The sequence below is a fragment of the Sphaerisporangium sp. B11E5 genome (genome assembly GCF_039871875.1).
GTDB lineage: Bacteria > Actinomycetota > Actinomycetes > Streptosporangiales > Streptosporangiaceae > Sphaerisporangium.
Genome location: NZ_JBDPMD010000041.1, coordinates 29019 through 48017, shown reverse-complemented (window position 1 = coordinate 48017; position 18999 = coordinate 29019). Strand labels below are relative to the sequence as shown.

14 protein-coding genes are annotated in these 18999 nt (G+C 71.9%); 12 read left to right on the top strand and 2 right to left on the bottom strand.

What is annotated here, in order from left to right; translation table 11 throughout:
- The first annotated feature begins 18 nt into the window (after positions 1 to 18).
- Positions 19 to 1944 carry an allophanate hydrolase gene (gene atzF / locus ABGB17_RS29195; RefSeq protein ID WP_347635219.1) on the top strand — a complete coding sequence of 642 codons (1926 nt, stop codon included), beginning with the start codon at positions 19 to 21 and terminating at the stop codon, positions 1942 to 1944.
- Here atzF and ABGB17_RS29190 read toward each other — a convergent pair.
- Together ABGB17_RS29190 and ABGB17_RS29185 are read right to left on the bottom strand one after the other, a co-directional pair.
- The gene (locus ABGB17_RS29190; protein ID WP_347635217.1) at positions 1914 to 2750 is read right to left on the bottom strand and encodes an RNA methyltransferase; all 837 of its coding nucleotides are present in this window, start codon (positions 2748 to 2750) and stop codon (positions 1914 to 1916) included. The genes atzF and ABGB17_RS29190 overlap by 31 nt on opposite strands.
- Positions 2743 to 3516: a DUF4184 family protein gene (locus ABGB17_RS29185; protein WP_347635215.1), complete on the bottom strand. Its 774-nt coding sequence runs from the start codon at positions 3514 to 3516 to the stop codon at positions 2743 to 2745. The genes ABGB17_RS29190 and ABGB17_RS29185 overlap by 8 nt, the downstream gene beginning before the upstream one ends.
- Positions 3517 to 3767: 251 nt before the next feature.
- On the opposite strand from ABGB17_RS29185, the gene ABGB17_RS29180 reads away from it, so the two are divergent.
- The 11 genes from ABGB17_RS29180 to ABGB17_RS29130 all read left to right on the top strand — a co-directional run bounded on the left by ABGB17_RS29180 (position 3768) and on the right by ABGB17_RS29130 (position 18933).
- Complete coding sequence (locus tag ABGB17_RS29180) at positions 3768 to 4289, top strand: cation transporter (RefSeq protein ID WP_347635213.1); 522 nt, start codon at positions 3768 to 3770, stop codon at positions 4287 to 4289.
- A 560-nt stretch (positions 4290 to 4849) separates the two neighbouring features.
- Positions 4850 to 6652 (top strand): substrate-binding and VWA domain-containing protein, encoded by a 1803-nt coding sequence (locus tag ABGB17_RS29175; RefSeq protein WP_347635211.1) that lies wholly within the window; start codon positions 4850 to 4852, stop codon positions 6650 to 6652.
- 90 nt (positions 6653 to 6742) lie between these two features.
- Complete coding sequence (locus ABGB17_RS29170; RefSeq protein ID WP_347635209.1) at positions 6743 to 7516, top strand: DUF899 family protein; 774 nt, start codon at positions 6743 to 6745, stop codon at positions 7514 to 7516.
- 498 nt (positions 7517 to 8014) lie between these two features.
- Positions 8015 to 10018, top strand: a complete 2004-nt coding sequence (locus tag ABGB17_RS29165) for a sigma-70 family RNA polymerase sigma factor (RefSeq protein ID WP_347635208.1) — start codon at positions 8015 to 8017, stop codon at positions 10016 to 10018.
- Between the two features lie 258 nt (positions 10019 to 10276).
- The gene (locus ABGB17_RS29160; RefSeq protein ID WP_347635206.1) at positions 10277 to 10648 is read left to right on the top strand and encodes a hypothetical protein; all 372 of its coding nucleotides are present in this window, start codon (positions 10277 to 10279) and stop codon (positions 10646 to 10648) included.
- Positions 10649 to 10650: 2 nt separating this feature from the next.
- A complete protein-coding gene (locus ABGB17_RS29155) occupies positions 10651 to 11763 on the top strand; it encodes a GNAT family N-acetyltransferase (RefSeq protein ID WP_347635204.1) in 1113 nt (370 codons plus the stop codon).
- Positions 11764 to 11902: 139 nt separating this feature from the next.
- Complete coding sequence (locus ABGB17_RS29150; protein WP_347635202.1) at positions 11903 to 12742, top strand: glycosyltransferase family 2 protein; 840 nt, start codon at positions 11903 to 11905, stop codon at positions 12740 to 12742.
- A 5-nt stretch (positions 12743 to 12747) separates the two neighbouring features.
- Positions 12748 to 13734: a glycosyltransferase family 2 protein gene (locus tag ABGB17_RS29145; protein WP_347635200.1), complete on the top strand. Its 987-nt coding sequence runs from the start codon at positions 12748 to 12750 to the stop codon at positions 13732 to 13734.
- Between the two features lie 4 nt (positions 13735 to 13738).
- Positions 13739 to 14539 (top strand): polysaccharide deacetylase family protein, encoded by an 801-nt coding sequence (locus ABGB17_RS29140; protein WP_347635198.1) that lies wholly within the window; start codon positions 13739 to 13741, stop codon positions 14537 to 14539.
- 24 nt (positions 14540 to 14563) lie between these two features.
- Complete coding sequence (locus ABGB17_RS29135; RefSeq protein ID WP_347635196.1) at positions 14564 to 15982, top strand: hypothetical protein; 1419 nt, start codon at positions 14564 to 14566, stop codon at positions 15980 to 15982.
- Complete coding sequence (locus ABGB17_RS29130) at positions 15979 to 18933, top strand: hypothetical protein (protein WP_347635194.1); 2955 nt, start codon at positions 15979 to 15981, stop codon at positions 18931 to 18933. Before ABGB17_RS29135 ends, ABGB17_RS29130 begins: the two co-directional genes overlap by 4 nt.
- The last annotated feature ends 66 nt before the right edge of the window (positions 18934 to 18999 follow it).

The window sequence follows — 18999 nt, the reverse complement described above, 5'->3', positions numbered from 1 at the left end:
GTCCCAGGAAGGAACCGCATGGACGGCGCCCTCGACCTCGCGACCCTCGCCCATCGTTACCGGACCGGGACGGCCGACCCCGTGGACGTCGCCGAGGAGGTGCTGCGGCGCGTCGCGGCGCGGGGTGACGACCACGTGTGGATCACCCTGCGGCCGTCCGGCGACGTGCTCGCCGACGCGGCGGTGCTGGCCGCCGAGCGGGACGGCCGGGGGCCGCTGCACGGGATTCCGTTCGCGGTGAAGGACAACGTGGACGTCGCGGGCATGCCGACCACGGCGGCGTGCCCCGGCTACGCGTACATCGCCGACCGCGACGCCCCGCTGGTGGAACGGCTGCTCGCGGCCGGGGCGCTGCTCATCGGCAAGACGAACCTCGACCAGTTCGCCACGGGCCTGTCGGGCACCCGCAGCCCGTACGGGGCGTGCGAGTCGCCGCTGGTGCCCGGGCTGATCTCCGGCGGTTCCAGCTCCGGCTCGGCGGTGGCGGTGGCCGCCGGGCTGGTGTCGTTCGCCATCGGCACCGACACCGCCGGGTCCGGACGGGTGCCGGCCGCGCTCACCGGCACCGTGGGGGTGAAACCCAGCCGGGGCCTGGTGAGCACGCTCGGCATGGTCCCGGCGTGCGCGTCGCTGGACTGCCCGAGCGTGTTCGCCACGTCCGTCGCGGACGGGCTCGCGGTGTTGTCGGTCATCGCCGGGACCGAGCCGGGCGACCCGTGGTCCCGGCCGTTCCCCGTGCCGCCCGCCGTGCCGCCGTCCACCGGCCCGTTGCGGGTGGGGGTGCCGCGCAAGCCGGAGTTCTTCGGCGACGACACGGCCGGGGCGGCCTTCGAGGAGGCCACGGCGGCCCTCTCCCGGCTCGGGCACCGGCTGGTGCCGATCGACCTGGACCCGTTCCTCGCGGCCGGGCGGCTGCTGTACGAGGGACCGTGGGTGGCCGAACGGCTGGCCGCCGTAGGCGAGTTCGCCGCGCGGCACCCCGACATGGTGCACCCGGTGACGTCGCGGATCCTCGACGGCGGGCGGTCGCTCAGCGCGGTGGACGCCTTCGAGGGGATCTACCGGCTGGCCGAACTCCGGGCCCGCAGCCTGCGGGAATGGGCCTCGATGGACGTGCTGGCGGTGCCGACCGTGCCGACGACGTTCACGATCGAGGAGATGCTGGCGGACCCGATCGCGCTCAACACCGTGCTCGGCCACTACACGACGTTCACCAACCTGCTGGACCTCGCGGGGCTCGCCGTCCCGGCCGGCATGACGTCCACCGGGCGCCCCCACGGGATCACGCTGCTCGGCCCGGCGGGCTCGGACACACTGCTGGCGGCGGTGGGCGCGAGCTATCCGTCCCCTGTCTCCCGCTCCGTCACGTCCCCCGCCTTCCCCGAGCCCACCCCGCCGCCCGCCACCAACGGATCCACCTCGCCCACCGCCTCCGCCCGGGACACCCCGTCCACCGTCCCCACCCGCGTCACCGGGGACACCGTCGCCACCCGTGTCGCCGGGGACACCCCGGCCACCGTCGCCACCGGTGCCGCGGGGGACACCCCGTCCACCGTGCTGGCCGTGGTGGGGGCGCACCGGTCGGGGCAGCCGCTCAACGGGGAGCTGGTCGCGCTCGGAGCCACCCCGCTCGGCACCGCGCTGACCGCGCCGCTCTACCGCCTCTACGCCCTGGACGGCGGCCCGGTGCCACGCGCCGGCCTGGTGCGGGCGGCGTCCGGCGGGGTGCCGGTCGAGGTGGAGCTGTACGAGCTCCCCGCCCCCGCCGTCGGCACGCTCCTCACCATGATCGCCCCACCGCTCGGCCTCGGCACCGTGGAACTCGACGGCGGCAGCGCCGTCCACGGTTTCCTCTGCGAGGCCTACGCCACCACCGGCGCCCTGGACATCAGCGCCCACGGAAGCTGGCCCGGCTACCTGCTGTCCCGCCTTTCCCCGACCTGACCCACCAGCCCGTGACAGGCGATGGCCGCGGCGGCGACCACGTTCAGCGAGTCGACGCCGAGGTCCATCGCCCGCGGGCTCATGGGGATGCAGACCGCCTGGTCGGCGGCGCGCAACCAGCGGGAGGACAGGCCGTCGCCCTCCGACCCGAGCAGCAGCGCGACCCGCTCCCCCATGGCGACCTCGTCGAGGGGGGCGGCGGTCTGGTCCGGGGTCAGGGCCAGGGTCTGGAACCCCGTGGCGCGCAGCTCGCCGAGGCCGTGATGCCAATCGGTCATGCGGGCGTACGGGACGGCGAACACCGCCCCCATGGACACCTTGATGGAGCGCCGGTACAGGGGGTCGGCGCAGCGCGGCGACAACACGACCGCGTCCACCCCGAGCGCGGCCGCGCAGCGGAACACCGCGCCGACGTTGCCGTGGTCCACCAGGTCCTCCAGCACGACCACCCGGCGGGGTCCCTCGTCCAGCAGCGTCCGTACGTCCGGAAGCGCGCGCCTGGCCATGGACGCCAGGGCGCCTCTGTGCACGGAGAACCCGGCGATGCCCTCCATCACCTCGGGAGAGACCAGATAGACACGCGCGTCCCCCACCACGTCGGCGAGGCCGGGCAACCAGCGCGGAGTGGTCAGGACCGACCTGATGGGGTAGCCCGCCCCCACCGCGCGGCGGATGACCTTCTCGCCCTCGGCCACGAACAGGCCGTGCTCGGCCTCCAGGCTCTTGCGCAGCTCCACCTCCCGCAGGTGGAGGTAGTCGCGGAGCCGGGGGTCGGCGGGGTCCTCCACGGGCACGAGGTCAGGCACGGGACAAGCGTATGGCGCGGCCGCACCACCAGGTCACGGCGTACAGGGTGATCACGGCGCACCAGCCGACGACGACGCCGACGCCGGTCTTGGTGACGACCCCGGCCCAGCCGAAGACGGGGTTGGGCGGGTCGACCAGCCTCCACACCGCGGCGGCACCACAGGCGGCCACGACGGCGCCGCCGAGTACGCCCCAGCGCACCGCGGGCGGGAGGGCCAGGTGGTCCGGCGGCGGCTGCGGCGCGCCGGCGCGCAGGGCCAGGGCGATCCACAGGCCGGTCACCGCCAGGCCGAGCACCGAGGAGACGTACTGGGCCAGCCGGAACCCGGGCAGGCCCGGCGCCAGCGGCTCCGACAACCACGCCCAGCCCCAGAACTCCGCACCCCAGTCGTGCGTGAACGAGTCCCACAGGACGTGGGTCGCCGCCCCGGCGACGGCCCCGAGCACGACGGCGTGGAACCGGCGCCACGCGGGCCCCGGCAACGCCGCGACCCGTCCGGCGAGCGGCGGCGGCAGCAGGGCCGTGAGGGGGGCGCGGGCCACGTACTGGAACAGGGCCAGCAGCACCACGACCGCCGCCACGTCGTCGGTGACCACCCCGGCGGGACTGTGCCACCGCGAGTAGTCCTGCAGGTACGGCAGGAACAGGGGCAGGTCGGGGACCATCGCCCCCACGGTCAGCGCCCACGGGTCGAGCACTTTGCGCACCCGCGCCCACCGCACCAGCGGTATCACCACCGCCACATGTGCGGGCGTAAACGGCACCGGCCCTCCTTGCGCCTCGTCCACAGGCCCCGGCGAGCGACCGGCCGTCACCCTGAGTGCCGGGTACGCTACTCGAAGTCATCACACGATCCCCGACCGATCAGGAAGTCATCGTGCCAGATCCCACCACTCCCCCAGCAATCACGCACTCTCCTCACAGAGCCACACATCCGGGAGATTCATACCTACGGGACGCGCGGCTGGCGCGGGCGCTCTCTTTCGGCACCCTGGCGTGGCTCGGGGCGGAGAGCGTGCTCGGGCTGGCGGCCGGCCTGGAGGCGCACTCGGTGGCACTGATCGGGTGGGGCTGGTCGGCGCTGGTGGAGGCCCTGGCCAGCCTGATCGTGATCTGGCGGTTCACCGGCCGCCGGCTGCACTCGCACGCGGCCGAGGAGCGGGCGCGCAAGGCTGTCGCGGTGAGCTTCTGGGTGCTGGCGCCCTACCTGGTGCTGCACGTGGCGTACGACCTCGGGGCGGGTCAGCGCCCGGCGCCCACCGTGCTCGGCATCGTGGTGACGACGATCAGCCTGGTCAGCATGCCGCTCCTCGGGGTGGCCAAACGCAGGCTCGGCAGGCGCCTCGGCTCGGCGGCGACCACGGGCGAGGGCACCCAGAACGTGTTGTGCTCCCTGCTGGCGGGCGGTGTGCTCGCGGGGCTCGCGGCCAACTCGTTCGGCTGGTGGTGGCTCGACCCTGCGGTGGCGCTGATCCTCGCGGGGGTGGCGGCGCGGGAGGGGGGCAGGGCTTGGCGCGGTAAGTCCTGTCCCCACTGAAGGATGACCACGGCCAGCTCCAGCCCCTGCGCCCGCAGGTCTCCCGCGACGCCCGGCCCGGTCCCCGGGTCGGCAAGCGCCCGGCACACCCGCCCGGACATCAGCACGTCCCGCACGCTCTCGCACTCGCGCAGCACCCGCCGGATCACGTCCAGGCACTCGGGGCCGCCGAGCTCGATCAGCAGCAGGTCGGCACGCGCCCGCCCCCATGCTGCACGCTCCGGCACCCGCGCGGCGGCCACCGCGACCGGCCCCGCGGGCCGTGGCCGTACAACCGTTGACATGGGCGCCTCCCCCGTTCACCCCGTCCGGGGCTTCGGTATGGCGGTTACGATACATCGCGTTGGGGCCGACGCTCAAGATGTATCGCGTTATCCCCCTCCACGGCGTCCTTGGTGTCCTCGGCGAGGTCACGCTGGGTAATCAACCCACCAAAAGATCGGTTTTGCTGACAAATCGGGTACCGCTATGGTTCCGTACGCATTACCCCGGATCTCCCTATATGGTCGCTGAACAGCGGGCCGGATTCCGGAAAGATCGACACCTAAGAGGACACAACCGTGGGCGGACGTCACCGCACTGACGAGCTTGACGGCGGCTACAACCCCTATCAGGAGCCGTCGAGCCGCCGCCGGGCTGGCCGGGGGAAGGTGCTGGTGCCCCTTGCGGGGGCCGTGGCGCTCGCCGTGCTGCTCGGCGTGGCGGCTTACGTGATCATGAGCAGGGACCAGGGCTGCGGGGAGAACAAGGTCGCCCTGCAGGTGGTCGCCTCACCGGACATCGCCCCGGCCATCACCAAGATCGCCGCAAGCTTCAGCAACAGCTCCACCCCGGTGAACGGCAGTTGCGTCACGGTGTCGGTCAAGGACAGCGACCCGGCGGGCGTCACCAACTCGATCGCCGGGTCGGGCGCCACGGCGGGCAGGTTCGACGCCGACATGTGGATCCCCGACTCCAGCCTGTGGGTCGCCAAGCTGCGCTCCACCCCCAAGGGCTCGGGCATCTCCGCGCCGGCCGTCGGCAGCATCGCCCGTTCCCCCGTGATCCTCACCGCGCCGAAGCCGGTCGTGGAGAAGCTGAGCAGCGCGTTCGGCGAGCCGAGCTGGAGCGGCCTGATGTCCGCCGCCAACGCCGCCACCCCCGACGGCCTCGGCCGCCGCATCCGGGTGCTGCCCCTCGACCCCACGCAGAACGCCGCCGGCCTCAGCGCCCTGCTCGCCGGCGCCGGCATCCTCAAGGCGTCCGGCGCGGGCGACGAGCAGCTCGTCGGCGTGCTGCGCCAGCTCTCCGAGAGCGCGGTCACCAGCCCCGCGAACATGTTCGCCACCATGGGCAAGCAGTCGACGCGTGCCCCCATCGGCATCGCGTCCGAGCAGAGCATCTGGGCGTTCAACAACAAGAGCGACGAGGGCCAGATGGTCGGCCTGTACCCCGCCGAGGGCACCATCAGCCTTGACTACCCCGTGCTGATCACCGCGAAGGACCAGGCCACCCGCGACGCCGCCAAGGCGTTCACCACCGCCCTGACCAGCACGGCCTCCCGCAAGACCATCCGCGACAACGGCTTCCGCACCCCCGACGGCAAGCCCGGCGGCGCGATCAGCCAGGCCAACGGCCTCAACCCGAAGGCACCGCGCGCCCTCAAGATCCCCGACGCCGAGACCGTCAACGAGCTCGCGCAGGCCTGGTCCCGCCTCAAGCTCGGCGGCCGCATCCTCGCCCTCCTGGACATCTCCGGCACCATGGCACTCCCCGCCGTAGGCGCCCCCGGTGACCGCATGCGCCTGATCTCCCAGACCGCCATCGAGGGCCTGAAGCTCTTCCCCGACAAGACCGAGATCGGCACCTGGGTCTTCTCCACCAACCTCAACGGCAAGGGCGTCGACCACCGCGAAGCCGTGCCCATCGGCCCCGTGGGCGGCCCCCTGAACGGCACCACCCGCCGCGAGGTCATCGCCCGCTCCCTCGCCACCATCAGGGCCAAGGAAACCGGCGACACCGGCCTCAACGACACCCTGGCCGCCGCCTACGACAAGATGAAGGCCGAATACGAAGCCGACAAGATCAACACCATCTTGATCTTCACCGACGGCGTGGGCAACGACGACCCGGAAGGCGGCGTCACCAACGCCGAGATCCTCCGCAAACTCCGCGACGAGTTCGACGAGACCCAGCCCATCAGCGTCATCATCATCGCCCTCGGCGCCAACGACGCCGCCGGCCGCCGACAGATGCAGAACCTGGCCAAGGCCACCCAAGGCGAGGCCTTCTTCCCCAACAACGCCCTGGAGATCCGCAAGGTCTTCCTGGAAGGCATCTCCCGCCGCCTCTGCGCCCCCAACTGCAACGGCCCCAGCCAGTAACACCCCCTGGGGTGGATGGGGTCCGGCCCGTCCACCCCCGTGGTCAGTCGAAAGTTTGTGCGTACTCTCCGGCCGGGCTAAACAGATCACATGACAGAGACGCCCGTACCTCGACACCCCCTTCCACAGATCGTCGATCGGCAGGCCTGGCAGGCGAAGCTCGACGAGCTCCGGGTCAAGGAGAAGGCCCACACCAGAGCCGGGGACGCGCTGGCCGCCGAACCGGGCCGCCGGCTGCCGATGGTCGAAGTGGACCCGCGGACCCCGCTGACCGGAGCCGGCGGCCCGGTGCCGTTGATCGACGTCTTCGACGGCCGGTCCAAGTTGATCGCCTACTTCCAGATGTGGCACACGGGCAAGCCCGCGGCGGAGCAGTGCGAGGGATGCACCTTCTCCACGGCCCACATCAACGAGCTGTCCTACCTGCACTCCCGGGACGTCAGCTACGCGACCTTCTGCGAGGGCCCGTACGAGGAGAGCTCGCGCTACCGCGACTTCATGGGCTGGACGGTCCCCTGGTACTCGGTGCCGCAGGAGTCCGTGGACCGGCTGGTCGCGAACCGCCACTTCGGCATCCTGGTCGCCTATCTCCGGGACGACGACAAGGTCTACGAGACCTACTGGACCACCGGCCGCGGCAACGAACTGATGGCACCGTCGTACGGACTGCTGGATCTGACCGTCCACGGCCGGCAGGAGTTCTGGGAGGACTCACCGGAGGGGTGGCCCCAGCGCTGGGACTCCAGAGGCGGCCAGTTCCGCCTGGACGGCCGCCCCACCGCCCAGTGGTCACGCCTCAAGGCCGGACACGACGACGACCTCGGCACCTCGTCCGATGATCACCACCAACCGCACCGCCACTGAGTGACCATTTGACTCCCGGCTCCTGACCACGACAACTCAGCCGGTAGCAGGCACCCCCGGGGTGGGCGGGATCGGCCCGCTCACCCCGGTCCGCGGCTTCGACGTCAGGCGACCATTTCTTTCACTTAGGAGCTTAAGGATCGCGGTGGTCGGTGCGGTCTGAGGGGCGCAGTCGCCTGATGGGGTTTGTGGGGTGACGGGGGTTCGACTCCTGAATCACACTGGTTTCACTGATCCCAGCAAACGCTGTTTTACCAGGTCATACCTAATGATTATTGGACGAGCTGGGGTCAACCGGGGTGGGGAATAAGACGTCCTACGCGGTGTGGGGCCGGACGTGAGGAGGATTTGTCCTCGCGGAGCTGTTTATGGACGGTTTGTCAGGGTCCGTACTGCGGGGAGGAAAGATTCGTGCCTGAATGGCCGGTTGGTGGGCGGTCGGATGACCAGAGGTTGGTGGAGGCTTCTCGGCGGGCTGAGGAGCGGGCGGCTGATGGGTTGTATGACGCTTACGCCGATCGGCTGACTGATTTCGCCTACTCGCTGGCGCAGGACACGGACGTGGCGGCGGACGCGGTGCACGCGGCGATCGTCACGGCGCACGGGCGGGCGGATCTTCTGCGGGAGACGTCCCGGTTGCGGGCCTGGTTGTATGCGTTGACGCGGTTCCATGTGTATGAGCGGCTGGGGCGGACGCCTGCTCATGGGTTCACGGCGGGGCAGGCGCATGAGCATGATCATGATGTGCTGGACCCGGAGCTCACGGGGGTGGTGCGGGAGGCGCTGGCGGAGCTCGGGCAGCGGGAGCGGGAGGTGCTGCTGCTGGCGGTGCGGCATGGGCTGACCACGGCGGAGATCGGGGTGGTGCTGGGGCTCAGTTCGCGGCAGGCGGGCAACCGGCTCGGGCGGGCGAAGGAGCAGCTCGACAACGCGGGGGCGGCGGTGATCCTGGCGCGGACGGGGCGGGCGCACTGCCCGGACCTGTCGGCGTTGGTGGACTCCCTGGAGGGGCCGTTCCCGCAGCCGCTGCGGCGGCGGTTGACGCGGCACATCGGCGGGTGCGAGGAGTGCACGGACGGACGCCGGCGCCGGGTGACGTCGGAACGACTGCTGGACGAGGTGCCGGTGGCGTTCCCGCCGTTGTCGTTGCGGCGCAGGGTCGCGGAGACGTGTTCGGGGATCGGGGACGACGCGGTGCGTGCCACGATACTCGCCGCCACGGACCGGTTCGACAAGAACGGCTTTCCGCCGGCGAGCTCCGATCGGCGGGCGAAGGCCGACCGCGGCGGGCAGTCCCGGCGGGGCCGGGGCGACCGGGACGCCACCGCCGCCGTCACCGCCGTCCCCGCCCAGCACACCGCCGGGACGGGCCACGGCCGGCCCTTCGGGGGGAGAACGACCGGCACCCCGGCCCACGGCATGAACGCCCGGCTCGGCGCCGGGGTGGACAGGGTGGACGGCACCGGCGCCCGGCACGCCGCCCGTCTGGGCGAGGTGGACGGTACCGGCGCGGGCGCCCGGTACGCCGCCGGTCTCGGCGAGATGGACGGCACCGGCACGAGCCACCTGTACGCCGTGGGGGCGCACGACTTCTATGACCCCGAGCCCGCCTCTGACGAATGGGAGACCGAGCCCGCCCCCGGTTCCGGCGAGGAGGAGGCCACGGCCCCGCGGGGACGCGGACGGGACCGGCGCGCGGCGGGGGCGGGACGGGCGGTGCGAGCCGGACGGGCCGGCGGGGCCGGACGGACCGCCGGGGCGGGAGGCGTGGGGGGAGCTGGACGAGGGGGTGGCCCGGCGGGGGGCGGACGGGGACGGCGTGGGAGGTCGGCGCCGGTGTTCGCCGCCGTGGCGTGTGTGTTGCTGGCCACCGGGGCCATGGTGGTGGCCACCGGGCAGGACGCGGCGCCGCCGCCCACGCAGGAGTTGCGGTTCCCCAGCAAGACGCCGGGGGAACTGCAGATCACTTATCCGGAGCCCACGGCGGGCGGGCCGTCGGCGAGCAAGACCGCGGCGGCCAAGAGGTCGCAGGCGGCACCCACGCCCTCGGAGCGGGCGGGCTTCCCGCCGGGGCAGACCGCACCGCCGCGCCCGAGCGCCACGCGGTCGCCGTCCCGTAGCGCGACGGCGCCGGCGGCGAGGCTTGTGCTTTCCTGCCCGGGGGCCCTCGGGGAGGACGGCGCGGGTGTGATCCTCATCTCAGCGCGCAACGGGACGGTGCAGTGGTCGGCCGCGGCGTCGAGTGGTGTGTCGGTGTCGCCGGGGCAGGGGGTGCTGCGCCCGGGGGACAAGACGCGGCTCGCGGTGGCGGCGGCCGAGCCGGGGGAAGCCGGTGAGGGCCTGGTCACGTTCAGGTCGGCGGCGGGGCAGGCCGCGTGCGCGGTCTCATGGGAGGGGCAGGAGCGGCCGCCTGAGTCGGAGCCGCCGCCGGATCCGACGGCGCCGCCCGACCCCGTCCCGTCGGGCAGTCCGACCGAGGACGCGACCGGAGATCCGCCCTGATTCCCCCCTCGGCATCACACTCCGGGCAAACCGGCGGTACCTTTGGTACCGCCGGTCCCTGAAACCTCAGCGGTTTCGGGGGTATCGGCTATTCGGCGTTGGTGGCCTGTCCGACTCCGCAAAGGGTTGTCGCCGCGAGGCGGTAAACCCTAGGCCGGGTTGGGGCGTCGGCATTGACGATCGGATCGGGTGGTTGATCCTATGAGGACAGCGATCAACCAGGTATTTGCACGACCTTGACCCGCGGAGCCAGGAGACATGCGTACGAACCGGACAGTGCTCGGATGGGTGCTGGCGATAGCGTGCGCCGCGGGAGCGGTCATCGCGCTGGCCGACATCCAGACCCCCGCCCGTCTGGTCCTGACACCGCTGTTCTTGCTGGTGGTCCCTGGCGCGTCGGTCGTCGGACTGTTGCGTGATCGTGACCCACTCGCCGCCCTAACGGTGGGCGCCGCGGCGAGTCTCGTTATAAACGTCTTATTAGCCGAGGCCATGCTGCTGTTCGACGCCTGGTCTCCCCGCGCCGGGGTGGCCACCGTCGCGGTCCTCGGTGGGTTCATGTGGGTGCTTCGGTCTCTGTACCGGGGGAACGGCAGTCTGCACACCGAACAGGGGGCCCGGTCAAGGTGAAAGTGACAGTGGTCCGGCCGGGGGACTTAGGGGACCCTGAGATCGCCCTGTGGCGTGACCTCCAGCAGTCCACCCCGACCCTGGACAACCCATTCCTTTCCATCGAGTTCGCTCTCGCCGTGGACCGGCTCCGCTCTTTCGCACGCGTCGCCGTCGTGGAGGACGGCACGAAAGTGGTCGCCTTCCTGCCCTTCGAGCGGCATTCGTTCGGCATCGGCAAGCCGCTCGGTAGCTGGCTGACCACCTGCCACGGCCTGATCGCCCACCCGGAGGTGGAGCTCTGCGCCCGCACGCTCCTGCGGGCCTGCGGGCTCTCGGTGTTCGACTTCGACCACATGGTGGCGGGACAGCCCACGTTCGTGCCGCACGAATCGGCGGTGCGGCCTGTGCCGATCATGGACCTCACCTCCGGGTACGAGGCCTATGTCGCGCACGTCCGTGAGCACTCGCCGAAGAACTACAAGACCATCCGGTACAAGGAGCGCAAGCTCGCCCGTGAACACGGCGAGGTCCGCATGGAGTGGCGTGCCACCGATCCCGAGTCGATGCGCACGCTGACCACCTGGAAGTCCGATCAGTACCGCCGCACGGGACGGGTGGACCGCTTCGCCCAGCCCTGGATCGTCGAGCTGATCGAGCAGATGCACGCCACCGACACACCGTCGTTCGGCGGCGTGCTGACCATGTTGTACGCCGGGGACACCCCGGTGGCGGGGCACTTCGGCCTGCGTACGCACCGCACGCTGGTCGGCTGGTTCCCCGCGTACGACCCGGAGTTCGCCCGGTACTCCCCCGGGATAATGCACCACTTGCACATGGCGGAGCAGGCCGCGTCCCACGGCCTGGGCCAGGTCGACATGGGCAAGGGGGGCCGGGAGTACAAGGGCTGGTTGAAGAGCGGCGTCATCCACGTCTCCGAGGGCCGGGTCTCCCGTCCGTCGGCGACGGCCGCCGTTCACTGGATGGGCCGGACACCCGTCAACAAGGCACGCAGCATCGTCGTCGATCGCCCTTCGCTGTACCGGCTGGCCGACCGGTTACTGAAGGGCTTCGGACGGGTCCGTACCACTCTCCAGCCCGACGCCATCCAGAAGGAACCCTCGGGGGCGAGCTGACCCGGCTCTCCCCCACCGCAAGATCCGACACCCCTCTACTGCTACGACCGGGACGGGGAAACCCCTCTCCGTCCAGTCGCGCCGGTCCTGTTGGCAGTCGCCGCCGATGTCAGACCGCCCGGAAGGACATCCCTCGAAAATGAGTCCCGAGACCACCACCAAGCACAACGGGAAGACTCAGCTTGGCACGCTGAGACCGCTTCCCACCGTGGACCGTTTCACCCCCCTCACCCCGCACCTGGCCATATCCCCGACCGTCAGCGTGGTCGTCCCGGCCATGAACGAGGCGGAGAACCTTCCGCACGTGTTCGCCACGCTGCCCCACTGGATCGACGAGGTCGTGCTCGTCGACGGCAACTCCACCGACGACACCGTCGCGGTGGCCCGCAGGCTGCGCCCGAACCTCCGCGTCGTGCAGCAGCGCGGCAAGGGCAAGGGCGACGCCCTGTCGACCGGGTTCGCCGCGTGCACCGGCGACATCATCGTGATGATCGACGCCGACGGCTCCACCGACGGCCGCGAGATCGTCCACTTCGTCAGCGCGCTGGTCGCCGGGGCCGACTTCGTCAAGGGCTCCCGGTACGCCAGCGGCGGCGGCAGCGACGACCTCACCTTCAGCCGCAGGCTCGGCAACAGCGTGCTTCGTTCCATGGTGAACTGGATCTACGGCACGCAGTACACCGACCTGTGCTACGGCTACAACGCGTTCTGGGCGCGCCACCTCGACACGCTCGACCTGGACTGCCAGGGCTTCGAGGTGGAGACGCTGATGAACATCCGGGCGGCCAAGGCGGGCCTGAAGGTGCACGAGGTGCCGAGCCACGAGCGGTGCCGCATCCACGGCGAGAGCAACCTTCGCGTCGTGCGCGACGGCTGGCGCGTGTTCAAGACCATCATGCGCGAGTGGCGGCGCCCCGCGATCGAGGCCGGCCGCGCGCCGGCCGAGCGGCAGCCCGCCGCCGACCAGGGCGCGGCGTAACCGTCATGAAGATATCCGTCGTCATCTGTGTGTACACCGAGGAGCGGTGGGACGACATCGGCGCGGCCGTGCGCTCCGTGCGCGGCCAGCGGCGCCCACCGGAGGAACTCATCCTCGTCGTCGATTACAACCCCGAGCTGCATCTGCGGCTGAAGCGTGAGTACACCGACGCGATCGTCGTGGAGAACAACCACGACCGGGGCCTGTCCGGCGGGAAGAACACCGGGACCGCGACCGCGACGGGTGACGTCGTGGCGTTCCTCGATGACGACGCGGTGGCGGACGCCGGATGGCTGGAGGCGTTCGAGAGGACGATGTCCGAGCGGCATGGCGCCAACCCGGCCGTCGTGGGGGTCGGCGGGCTGACCAAGCCGCTCTGGGACACGGGTGCCCGTCCGCGGTGGTTCCCCGAGGAGTTCGACTGGACCGTCGGGTGCACCTACCGCGGCCTGCCCGCGGAACGAAAGCCCATACGCAACGTGATGGGGGGTAACGCGGCCTTCCGCAAGGAGGCCGTCCAGGGGGTGGGCGGTTTCCACTCCGGCATCGGCCGCAGCGTGCAGGGGCGAAAGAGCCGGCCCCTCGGCTGCGAGGAGACCGAGTTCTGCATACGGCTCGCGCAGCGCAGACCCGGCTCGATCATGATGTTCGAGCCGGACGCGATGATCGGCCACCGGGTTCCGGCGGCACGGTCCACGTTCCGCTACTTCCGTTCCCGCTGCTACGCCGAGGGCCTGTCCAAGGCGCTGGTGGCGCGGAGCGTGGGCGCCGGGGACGGCCTGTCCAGCGAGCGCGCCCACGCGTTCAAGACATTGCCCGCCGGTGTGCTGCGCGGGGTGGCCGAGGCGCTGCGGGGCGATCCCGCGGGCCTGTCCAGGGCGGGGGCGATCGTCGTCGGGCTGGCCTGGACCACCTGGGGGTACGCCGTCGGGTCCGCCCGGCTGCGCCTGCGCGGGAACCGGGCCGGCCGCCCGGACGACCAGGAGCAGTGATCACATGCGCGTCCCCATCCTGATGTACCACTCGGTCACCGACCGGCCGAACAGCGCGACGAAGCCGCTGGCGGTCCGCCCGTCGATGTTCGAGTCGCAGATGACCTACCTCAAGGACCGCGGTTTCACGCCGCTCACCCTCGGGGACCTCGTCGCCACCCTGTACGGCACCGGCGGCGCGCCCACGCCCGACCGGCCGGTGGTGGTGACGTTCGACGACGGGTACGCCGACTTCCACACCGAGGCCCTGCCCGTGCTGGAGCGCCTCGGCATCCCCGCGACCGTGTTCGTGACCAGCGGGTGGCTCGACGACGCCGGCCCGGACGCCGCGGGCCGGCCGCTGGACCGCATGCTGACCTGGAGCCAGACCCGCGAGGCGGCGTCCTGTGGCGTCGAGATCGCCGGGCACAGCCACAGCCACCCGCAGCTCGACCAGCTCTCCGACGCCGACCTGCGCCAGGAGCTGCGCCGCAACAAAGCGCTGCTGGAGGACAAGGTGGGCCGCCCGGTCGCCACCATGGCGTACCCGTACGGCTACTCCAGCGCCCGGGTGCGCCGCGAGGTGCGCAAGGCCGGGTACTGGGCCGCCTGCGCGGTGGCCAACGCGCTCACCGACGACGGCGCCGACGTGATGGCGCTTCCCCGCCTCACCGTGGGCCGGTCCACCACCATGGACCGTTTCCGCCGCGCGGTGGAGGGCCGCGGCGTGCCGATGATCTACCTGAAGGAACGCGCCCTGACCAAGGGATACGCGGTGGTGCGGCGAACGCGATACGGTCTGCGCCACGTGGCAGGGCGTGAGTGACGTAGCCGCGAAGGCGAACGCCGCGTGTCGACGAGGGGGGGTGACGCGGTGATGGGCACGACCGCCGCGCACGACGAGCCGGGACGGCCGGACGGGCGCGAGCCGTCGGGACGGCTGGCGGTGCTGCGGCGCCGCCTGCTTCGCGACCTGCGCAATCCTCTCTTCCTCAACGGCTACGCCCTGATGGCCAACACCGGCCTCACGGCGGTGCTCGGCATGGGCTACTGGCTGCTCGCCGCGCGCCTGTACTCCCCCGAGGACTTCGGCCGCAGCCAGGCGCTGATCACCGCGATGCGGCTGTTCGCCGGGCTGATCGCGCTCGGGCTGACCGGCGCGCTCGCGAGGTTCGTCCCGATCGCGGGGCGGCGCACCGGCGGGCTGATCGGCCGGGGATACTTAGTGGCCACGCTGACCGCCGTTGCCGCCGCCGTCGGGTTCCTGCTCACGCTGCCGGTGTGGGGCGAGAACTACGCGACGCTCGCCGGGGTCGGGCCTGGGGTGTTCTTCCTCGCCGCGGTGGCCATCTGGTGTGTCTTCACCCTGCAGGACGTGGTGCTCGCCGGGCTGCGCAAGGCCGTGTGGGTGCCGGTGAACAGCCTGTGCTTCGGGCTGATCAAGATGGGGCTGCTGGTCGCGCTGGCGGGCGCGCTGCCCGACGACGGCATCTACGTGTCGTGGATCATCCCGACGGCCCTGGCGCTGATCCCGGTCAACCTGTTCATCTTCGGGGTGCTGGTGCCCCGGCACGCCCGGCGGGCCACGGAGGGCACACGGCCGCCGCGGCTGCGCGAGGTCGGGCGTTTCCTGGCCGGTGACTACCCTGGGGCGTTCTCGATCCTGGCGATCGTGTACTTCCTGCCGGTGTACGTCGCCTCGCAGATCAGCGGCGAGATGTTCGGGTACTTCGCGATGGCGCAGACGCTCGGCGCGATGATCGAGCTGCTGGCCATCAACATGGCGACGTCGCTCACCGTGGAGGGCTCCCACGACCGGTCCCGCCTGGCCGCCAACTGCAGACAGGCGATGCGGCGGTCCTACCTCATCATCGCGCCGGTGTCGCTGGTGACGTTCGCGGCGGCGCCGCTGATCCTTTCGGTGTTCGGGCCGGGCTTCGCCGAGCACGGCACGCTGCTGCTGCGGCTCATGGCGCTGGCGGTGCTGCCCCGGGTGCTGATCGAGATCTACCTGAGCGGCATGCGGGCGCAGGGCCGTCCGCGCACGCTGGCGGTGGTGCAGATCGGGCTCGCGGTGCTGGTGCTGACGTCCTCGGTGGTGCTGCTGCCGGTGGCGGGCGGCGCCGCGGTGGGGTACGGCCTGCTGTTCAGTGAGATCCTGGTGGCGTTGCTGATCCTTCCGGGACTGCGCAGAATACTCAATCACCCCGGGGCGCCGCGGCCGGCGAGCGCGCGGGAGGCGGCCGAGGCCGCATCATGGTCTACGTGAGGCGACGGACAGGCGACGAGGTGAAAGAACAGGCGGCCGTCACCGGCGACGCCCCAGAGGTGGATCTCGACGCCACCGCCGATCCGATCGGCCCCCCGGACGAGGACGCCACCCAGGTGATCCCGCTCCCGGTCGTCGTCGCGGCGAGGTCCACCCCGGCGCCTCCCACGACCGAGCCGGAGGCGAAGCCCGAGCGGCAACCCGCACCGGAACCGGAACCCGAGGCCAAGTCACAGTCGAAGCCCAAGCCCGAGCCCGAGGCGGGACCGGAGCGCGCGGCCAAATCCAAGCCCGAGCCTGAGGCGGAACCGGAGCGCGCGGCCAATTCCAAGCTGGTGCCTGCCGACCGGGGGCCCGCGGCCAAATCCAAGCCGGAGCCTGCCGACCCGAAGCCCGCGGCCAGATCCAAGCCGGAGCCTGACGCGGCCCCGGAGCACGCGGCCACGTCCGAGCCGGAGCCTGAGCGCGAGGCGGACCCCGGGCCGAAGGCCGGCTCCGCCCCGCGGTCTGAGCCTGGAGGGGACCCGGAGTCCGACCCGGACCGGGAGCCCGAGCCGGAACCGGATCCCGCGCTGGTCCCCGTCCCCGGGCCGGAGCCCGGGGAGGAGTCCGACCCGGACCGGGAGCCTGAGGCCGAGCCCGGATCGGATCCCGACCTGGAGCCGGAGGACGCCACCGTCGAGGTGCGCAAGCCCGCGGTGCCCGTCGTCCGCCCCGCCGGCCCGGAACCCGGGCGGGAACCGGACCCCGAACCCGAGCCGCTCGTGCCGTTGCGCATCGGGCGGGCGCCGGCGACGGACGTGCGGCCGTCCTGGGCGACGCGGGTGGCGGGCAGCGCGGCGACGTGGCTGCCGCCGCTGCTGACCGTCGAGGGCCTGGTCATGTACGTGCTCGCGCTGCGCGTGCCGTACGGGCCCATGCGCGGGGTGGACCTGCGGCAGCTCGACGGGCTCGGGCTGGTGTCGGTGCTGCCGGTGACGGCGTTCGCGGCGATCGCGCTGATCATCGTCTCGTTCTTCGTGACGCTGACCCAGAACACCGACCGCAAGGGCCTGCTGCTGTTCCAGCTCGCCGCGGTGACGTTCACCCTGCACGGCGCCGCCGCGCTGGTGGAGCCGGAGCCGAGGTTCGCCACCGCCTGGGTGCACGCGGGCTTCGCGGAGTACATCGGACGGGCGGGCGAGACGCTGCCGGGCCTGGACGCGCGGTTCGCCTGGCCGGGGTTCTTCGCGTTGTTCGGCTTCGTGCTGCGCGCCGCCGGGGTCGACGACATGACGACGATCCTGCAGTGGACGCCGTTCGTCTCGAACCTGCTGTACCTGCTGCCGTTCGTGCTGATCCTGCGCCGCCTGGTGGCCACCACCCGCGCCCGGTGGTTCGCCGCGCTGCTGTTCATCCTCGTGCAGTGGATCGGGCAGGACTACTTCTCGCCGCAGGGCTTCACGTACGCCCTGTACCTGGTGTTCATCGCGATCCTGCTGCGGTGGTTCGGCAAGGCGGAGCCGCGGTCGGCCCCCCTGCCGTCCAAGGGCCCGCTCCGCCGCCTGCTGGCCCGGCTGGACCGGCTGGCCCCCGGCGAGCTGCCGTCCCGCCCGACGACCGTGACCGACCGGGTGGTGCTGCTGACGCTGCTGGTGGGGCTGTTCGTGGCGACCACGGCGACCCACCAGATCACGCCGTTCATGATGCTCGGCGCGCTGACCGGCCTGATCCTGCTGCGGCGCAGCACGCTGTCGCTGACGCTGCCGGTGTTCCTCGGCCTGCTCGTGCTCGCGTGGATCAACTACCAGGCCACGCCGTTCTGGAGCGGCCGGATCGACGAGCTGTTCGGCGGCATCGGGCGCATCTTCGCCAACCTCCAGGAGAACACCGGCGACCGCCTGCAGGGCACCGACCCGCAGCACGCCCTCGTGCTCCAGGTGCGGCTCGGCATCTGCGGCGTGATCCTGCTGTTCGCCGGCGTGGGGCTGCTGCGGCGCCTGCGGCGCGGCGTCGGCGACCGGGTGGCGGTGCTGCTGCTGTGCGTGCCGGCGCTGGCGCTCGGCCTGCAGAGCTACGGCGGCGAGATCGGCCTGCGGGTGTACCTGTTCGCGCTGCCCGCCGCCTGCATCCTCGGGTCCTACGCCTTCTTCCCGAACCTGCCGGCGCACACCGGCACGGCGCGCGAGGAGGAGACGGTGCCGGTGCGGCGGCGCCGGGTGTGGCTGCCGCCGGAGACGACGCGCCGGCTGTCGGCGGTGCTGGCGGCGTGCACGGCGCTGGCGTTGTCGGTGGCGTTCCTGGTGGCGCGGTACGGCAACGAGAAGTTCGAGTGGATCACCACGGGCGAGGCCGCGGCGATGCGGTACGTCTACGAGCACGACCAGCCGAGCGCGCGGCTGCTGTACCTGGTGCCGGTGCTGGGCGACGAGGTGACGCCGACGGTGCCGTGGCGGGAGCGGGACATCGACCGGGTGGACTACTTCCAGGCGCTGGTCACCCCGGACCCGGGGGACCTGGAGGGGGTGCTCACCGCGCTGCGCGCCCAGCCGCCCAACACGTTCGTGATCATGAGCAGGGGCCAGGCGGCGTACCTGGAGCTCAACCACGGTTTCTCCGGCGACTGGGGCACCCGGTTCCGCGCGTCGCTCGACGACTCGCGGTACCTGAGAAAGGTGTACGCCAACGCCGACGCGGCGCTCTACACCCTGCGGTCGTACCCGAGGGGCGCGGAGATCCCGCCGCCGTCCGGCATGACCCTGGTCGGCGACCGCTCCACCCCGTGGACGCCGTTCGGCCTGGTGGCCCTGGCCCTGGCCGTCGGCACGCTGTTCAGCGCCGAGCTGGCCCGCCTGCGAGGCCCGGGGACCTCCACCCGCGGCAGGCGCCGCCTGGTCCTCATCGGCCTGCTCATGACGGCGGCCGCCCTCGCGGTGATCGTGGAACGCTTCCTGACCCTGACATCGGTCTGACGACCACCCGGCCACGGGACGAGGCTCACCGGCCCCGGTACCCCCGGCGCGCTCGCGCCAGAACGG